This is a genomic window from Methylobacterium sp. C33D (assembly GCF_053345825.1).
Genome location: NZ_JBKFAV010000201.1, coordinates 1 through 306, shown reverse-complemented (window position 1 = coordinate 306; position 306 = coordinate 1). Strand labels below are relative to the sequence as shown.

1 protein-coding gene is annotated in these 306 nt (G+C 75.2%); it reads right to left on the bottom strand.

The features are described from left to right. Window positions 1-115: 115 nt before the first annotated feature. Window positions 116-306, bottom strand: a 191-nt coding sequence (locus ACLBXO_RS32030) for an ExbD/TolR family protein (protein ID WP_447687951.1), incomplete at its 5' end; no start/stop codon positions are given.

Below are 306 nucleotides of genomic sequence, written 5' to 3'. Positions count from 1 at the left end.
GGCGAGCACGCAGGCGTGCAGGCCCAGGGCGACCAGGAAGGCGGCGAGCAGTCCGGACGGTCGGCGCTCACCGGGGCCGGCCGGCATATCCGTCGGCGTGAAGGTGCTCATCGGTTCAGCGCGCGGTCCCTGCGGGTGCGGCGGGCGCGGCGGCGGGCGCGGCAGGAGCGGCGCCGCCGGGCGACTGCGCGACCAGCGACACCTTGGTGAAGCCGGCCTGCCCGACGAGGCCCATGACCTCCATGACCTTGCCGTAGGGCACGTCGCGGTCGCCGCGCACCAGGATGACCTGGTCCTTGTCGGTCG